Source organism: Deltaproteobacteria bacterium (genome assembly GCA_003194485.1).
Taxonomy (GTDB): Bacteria; Desulfobacterota; Dissulfuribacteria; order Dissulfuribacterales; family UBA3076; genus UBA3076.
In genome coordinates this window covers 1-5,563 of record PQXD01000044.1, presented here as the reverse complement: position 1 = coordinate 5,563, position 5,563 = coordinate 1, and the positions used below count along the sequence as shown (strand labels likewise).

Below are 5,563 nucleotides of genomic sequence, written 5' to 3'. Positions count from 1 at the left end.
CAGCCGGCTGGGACTTAAGCGCCAATAGAAGCGGCAGGCGTTCTGACTCTGTTACACCTGTGATCTCCAAGAGAGGTAAAGCTGATCTTCGTTATGCTTTATACCAGGCAGCCCTTATTGCCTCTACCAGAAACAAACACTTTACCTCCTGGTTTATAGAGAAGCTTAAAGGCCGCGAAAAGGAAAAAGGCATCAAGACCAAGATGAGAGTGAAGCTGGCAGCCAAGCTGCTGATAATTGCATGGACACTCATGAAGAAAAAGGAGCCTTTCAATCCTGAATTACTAAAGGTAAAAAAGAATTGATTTTTTTGGCAAGAGAGCCCGAGACATCATTGAGGGAGACTGGCTTTGCATTCTCAATAAATCCCTGCATCGGGAGCACGGCCCTGGATATGACGGCACTCACTTTTCATCCGATGCAGGGAATGGCCACGGGTACTATCTGGCCACCAGCACTCCCTTTCCTCGGGCCAAAAGGCCTCCAGCCTCTCGGGGGAAAAGGGCGTAAAAGGAAAAGGAGGCATTCAAACCAGAATATTTAAAAAGGAACAAACATGACTGATTTTATTCGGCGAGAGAGCCCGAGCAACAACGTTGAGGCCTTAGGACCTCGTGGGGGACAATCATGGGCCTCTCACTGAATTCTGGAATCTGGATAAGGGATGATAGGCGGCTTATTAAAAGCACGCCGGATACTGATAACGATTAGATCCAGGATTCGCTATAGGTGAGAGTTCCGCCGGACCCTTTTATGGAGCTGTTACAGGCCCAGCAGGGAACTTGCGCCTTATAGGTACCTAAATGTTCAACTAGCTGTTTTTAAAAAAGAAATATTTTAACTTGACAGGGGTAAGATAGGATGTCCCATAGATCCAATTCCGCCAAAAGGAGTTAAGCTAATGAAAATACGTTTGACTGAGGAGATATGGAAGGAAGGTAAAAGGTAATATGTATGTTTCCTATCGTCCTGAATTGGATATTGCTTCCTGCGGCGAGGATGTTCATCAGGCAAAGAAAAATCTCATCGAGGCTATACTCATCAATATTGAAGAGTGCGGATTGGAGGAAATTAATACTGATATATTGAGCGTGCGCAAAGAGTTGGTTGGGTTTACACTTATCGAAGTGGCTGTCTAATGAAAATCAGGCCGACCCATTATCGAACTGGTCGAGAAAGTTTCAACCTATCTTGATGCTGACAAAGATGAGGTTTTATCTGGAAATCGAAGACAGAAGAATTGCCATGCGCGCGATTTGATCTCATTTATTGCTACTAAAAGCATAGGTTATAAAATAAACTACCCCGCCGCAAGCGGACGAGGTATCTTGAACTGCAAGGAACGCCGCAAGCGACGGGGAATAAAACCCCAAGGGATTCAACGAAATTGCAGAGATATTAGGCATCCATCCAGTGACGGCAGGAAGGTGTGCAGTAAAAAATTGATTAACAATGATGAGGGCATTGGGGATATATTACATAGCAACGTTTCCATAGACCCAGAAATCTTGACTAAATCCTCACCTTTGGCATTTTGGGACCTGGCCCGAGTCTTTGTGTAAAGCTTTCAAGTGAAGTCAAATATGATAGTGAGACAACGTGCGCTTCAATGGACGGATCAATGGATCCCGACGAATATCGTATCTGCTGATATAGAGCGTTATCGTGTTCATAATACAGGACTGGGGGTTTTGTATGAAGGAGACTGCCTTGAAATCCTACCACTTATTCGGAGTGAGACGATCGATACCGCTTTTGCGGACCCTCCCTTCAACCTTGCCAAGAATTATGGATCAAGGGTAACCGACGAGCTACCGGATGATAAATACATAAACTGGTCCAAAGAGTGGCTCAGGGAATGCGTTAGGCTTCTCAAGCCGGGAGGGGCTCTCTTTGTATATAATTTGCCGAAGTGGAACCTTATACTCGGCAATTATTTGATGGAAATGGGCCTGTTATTTCGCCATTGGATAGCGATTAATATTAAGTTTGGTCTGCCTATTCCGGGCCGCCTTTACCCGTCTCATTATAGTTTGCTTTATTTCACCAAGGGAAAACCAAAGACCTTCCGGAAAATTCGAACACCCATTGAAAGATGTCGCCATTGTGGAGGGGAGCTTAAGGATTATGGCGGACACAGAAACGCCATGAATCCGAAAGGTGTTAATCTCACGGACGTCTGGAATGACATCCCGCCGGTCAGGCATTGGAAATTTAAGAGCAGGAAGAGGACGGCCAATCAACTATCCACTAAGCTTCTTTATCGTGTTATTCAGCTTTCAACCAGAGAGCATGACATTGTCTTAGATCCTTTCGGTGGAAGCGGAACCACATATGACATTTGTGAACGGACCAACCGCCATTGGATTGGCATCGAATTGGAGAGCTGTGATGTCATCATCGAACGTCTGGAGAATGGAGATATAGGTTTTCATAAGTCAGAAGATTACGTCGAAGATTGAAATGAGGTTGAATGTGACTATGGCGAGCGTCCTTGATGTCCTCTCACAGGATTTATCCGCACAATTGTTTCCTGTTGAACGGCAACTCGTGCCGCATCTGGACGATGTCTATGAATTAGAACTCGCGTTCTATGAGAACCGGCTCCTTGCCGACGAAGAACTCATACGAAACGGAGCATATTTTGCCCGTGTAGGCGACACCTACACTCGACACTTCCTTATGTGCACGGGTAAATCGTTGAAGCTGCCTCACTACTCATCTTCCAGGCTGAAGTCCTTTTTCGAGAAAAACCTATTCAGAACCGGCTATGCAACCCATGGCCTTTTTCCATACCGGGGTAAATTTCATCCTCAAATGGTCAAAGGCATCATGAATGTTATGGGCCTTAAGCCAGGTCATACGGTCTTGGACCCTATGATGGGTTCCGGCACTGTACTTGTCGAGGCGTGTTTGATGGGAATAGGATCGATCGGCATAGACTTGAGCCCGTTCTGCAGGTTCATGGCCCAGACGAAAATCGATGCACTTACAATGTCTTTGTCCCGAGCTCGTGAGGCGCTGGGGAATTGTGAAGAGGTATTTGCATACTTTCAAAAACAGGTTGGCAAACCGCATCGTGGTATCAGAACCCGCAAGACCGTGGCATCCCGTGGCATTATGCCGGTAATGGAGCCGGCTGCTGAATATGAAACTGGGGGGAAGAGACCCCAGCTAACTGGAAAGGAGCGGGAAACTCGCGATACTTACAATCTCCTTTTGCTGGCTTACCTGGATAGTGCCGGGTATTCCGAAAGAAGTGGCCGGAGGTCGCCGTTTGATCAGTTCAAGGCCATACTTGAGCGCTATCTGTTTGTTGCAGAAAAGATCCAGAATGTTCTTAAGGGTGTAGAATCGGATCTCGCCCCTGCGGAAGCTCTTGAAGGCGATGCGAGGGTCCTTCCACTTGAGGACGCCAGTGTGGACGGTATCATTTTCTCTCCGCCATACAGCTTTGCCGTTGATTACCTGAAAAACGATTCTTTCCATTTGAATTTCCTCGGAGTCGAGACAGATAACCTTCGTAAGGGTATGGTGGGCCTTCGCGGACGCAAGTTGTCTGAGAAATTTGAGCTCTATAAGCAGGACATGGACAAGGTGCTCTCAGAATGCGCACGCGTTTTACGCCCAAATCGTCTGTGTACAATCATTGTTGGGACAAACAACAACCAGTTAGGGAAAGCATTAGGAGTACCCCCCGAAGAAGTGCGTGGCCTTCATGAAATACTAACCGATTTGAGCTCAAAACATGGTTTCCAATCAGTAAAAACGATGAGTAGGCCCATCACGGGTATTTCCAATACAATGCGGCGTGAATATATTCTGATGCTCTATCGAAACTGAGGCTTTACTGGAGAGCCCTTCCGTCAGTGCCCTTTTTTATTCGTGGTACATCCTGACTGACCGCATCGTGTTCAACAGCTATGACGAGGAGCAATCCTTCTTCGACACGAAGGGCTCTCCACAAGGGAAAGTAAGGTTCGATTTCAGGAAAATTGCCGATCCTATCCGTGAGATATTTATACATTTCTCTGGTAGGCACAATCAAGGCTCCGCCGATCAGTATTTTCTTCAGAATACCCAATGCCATTTTGTTTATCGCACGATGGCTGGATGATACATTTCCTGTTTCCCACTCAACGCAGAAGAGGCGATCATCGACCGGACGAGTAGCATCCATCGGTCCTGGTCTTCTGACCGTTGCTATGTCAACAGGTGTTTCCAACTGCCAACCCAGAGATTTCAGCTTGTGCATACATGCCTCTTTTATGGGTTTGACACCGCTACCCTGGCCGCGCTTTTTGCCAGGTTCATCATAGAGCGTAAAAGAACCAGAGCCAGGAGGCCATTCGATCGACTTGATTGCCTGGACGATGTGTCCTTCGATCTCTCTCCATTCATGAGAGTGGAAGAATGCCCCGGCGTCGATTATTGGCTCCATTCGGACGATTTTCATGCTAAACTGAGTTGATCTTATGCCTGTTTTTTGGAACGATAGGTGGCAAGAGACTGAACTCGCTCAACTATCTCGGACGGCTCTACCTTTAACGCCTTGGCTAATTCAAAGATGGTGCGAAGAGACGGGCTTTTATGCCCCCGTTCAAGCAGACTTATATATGTGCGGTGATACCCGCTGGCAAACCCAAGTTCTTCTTGAGAGAGGCCACGGTCTTGGCGAAGTTGCTGGAGAACCTGGCCAAACGACTTGGCAATAGGCCTGTCTTCCGAGCCTTTTGAAGCGTTTTTCTTCATCGAACATCATTTGTGTTCGAATGCAGACTATAAATCTACAGACTATAGTATGAACCCGAATTATTCAGCAGCCAAGTTTGCCAAAGATACGAGGCGGAGGGCACGCAGACGTACTCCCTGTACTTCAAGTGCCCGGCAACGAAGCAGATTTGGTGAAATTGGCTGTCCCCTTGTGGCTTCAAAGGCCGAAAGAAATAAACACTATATGGGGGCACCTTTTTGGTGAAGAATTTTTGTCTGCCATTGAAAGATAACATACTTATTTTATAAATAAAAATACCTCTTTCGGCCTTTAAAGTGCATAATTTGGGATGAAGTCCCGGTTAAATAAATATATTCCTTATTATTATGAACCTCTTGCAAAACTCACGGCCCGGTGTGCATGCGAAAGCTTCTGATTATCCTTGACGCTATGGTCAGGGACGGCACTGCCTGGAATCCTGCGCTTTCCAGGCAGGCTTGACATTCAACACAGTTGCTGTCCCTTTTCCCTCTTCGCTAACTGAGACAGGCTGTCAACCGGGTGTATCACCCTCTGTAGTTGCCAAATCCCTTAGCGGGCGTGATAGACAAAAGTCTACTTAGTCAAGGACGTTATATATTAACTCAGATAGAGAATATACCTCAAAAGCATATCATATATATCAGAAAAGAAATAGACTACCAAAAAAGAAACCTCCTGTTAAGATATATATAGGCACCAACCAAATAAAATCTCAAACAGGAGGCTTCAGTATGGATGACAGAGAGATTATCAGGCTTGAGCAGTTTCGTCAATTAAAGAAAGAGATCACTGGATATTTCATATAAG

The 5,563-nt window shown here is 46.1% G+C and carries 7 protein-coding genes; 5 read left to right on the top strand and 2 right to left on the bottom strand.

Annotated features, from left to right (window positions below):
• The 5 genes from C4B57_11510 to C4B57_11490 all read left to right on the top strand — a co-directional run.
• A partial coding sequence (locus tag C4B57_11510) for an IS110 family transposase (GenBank protein PXF52062.1) occupies positions 1-305 on the top strand: 305 nt, incomplete at its 5' end.
• Positions 302-544, top strand: coding sequence for a hypothetical protein (locus C4B57_11505; protein PXF52061.1), 243 nt, complete (start codon positions 302-304; stop codon positions 542-544). The genes C4B57_11510 and C4B57_11505, both read left to right, overlap by 4 nt.
• Before the next feature lie 406 nt (positions 545-950).
• On the top strand, positions 951-1,139 hold the full coding sequence (locus C4B57_11500; GenBank protein PXF52060.1) for a HicB family protein: 189 nt from the start codon (positions 951-953) through the stop codon (positions 1,137-1,139).
• A 444-nt stretch (positions 1,140-1,583) separates the two neighbouring features.
• Positions 1,584-2,462: a site-specific DNA-methyltransferase gene (locus C4B57_11495; protein PXF52059.1), complete on the top strand. Its 879-nt coding sequence runs from the start codon at positions 1,584-1,586 to the stop codon at positions 2,460-2,462.
• Between the two features lies 1 nt (position 2,463).
• Positions 2,464-3,843 carry a hypothetical protein gene (locus C4B57_11490; protein ID PXF52058.1) on the top strand — a complete coding sequence of 460 codons (1,380 nt, stop codon included), beginning with the start codon at positions 2,464-2,466 and terminating at the stop codon, positions 3,841-3,843.
• 4 nt (positions 3,844-3,847) lie between these two features.
• Here C4B57_11490 and C4B57_11485 read toward each other — a convergent pair whose 3' ends face one another.
• Both C4B57_11485 and C4B57_11480 read right to left on the bottom strand, forming a co-directional pair.
• Positions 3,848-4,456 carry a hypothetical protein gene (locus C4B57_11485; GenBank protein ID PXF52057.1) on the bottom strand — a complete coding sequence of 203 codons (609 nt, stop codon included), beginning with the start codon at positions 4,454-4,456 and terminating at the stop codon, positions 3,848-3,850.
• A 17-nt stretch (positions 4,457-4,473) separates the two neighbouring features.
• Entirely contained in the window at positions 4,474-4,752 is a 279-nt protein-coding gene (locus C4B57_11480; GenBank protein ID PXF52056.1) for an XRE family transcriptional regulator, read from the bottom strand.
• Between the last annotated feature and the right edge of the window lie 811 nt (positions 4,753-5,563).

Coding starts and splice junctions, on each gene's coding strand:
- C4B57_11500 (PXF52060.1), top strand. CDS start 951: ATGTATGTTTCCTATCGTCCTGAATTGGATATTGCTTCCTGCGGCGAG.
- C4B57_11495 (PXF52059.1), top strand. CDS start 1,584: ATGATAGTGAGACAACGTGCGCTTCAATGGACGGATCAATGGATCCCG.
- C4B57_11490 (PXF52058.1), top strand. CDS start 2,464: ATGAGGTTGAATGTGACTATGGCGAGCGTCCTTGATGTCCTCTCACAG.
- C4B57_11485 (PXF52057.1), bottom strand. CDS start 4,456: ATGAAAATCGTCCGAATGGAGCCAATAATCGACGCCGGGGCATTCTTC.
- C4B57_11480 (PXF52056.1), bottom strand. CDS start 4,752: ATGAAGAAAAACGCTTCAAAAGGCTCGGAAGACAGGCCTATTGCCAAG.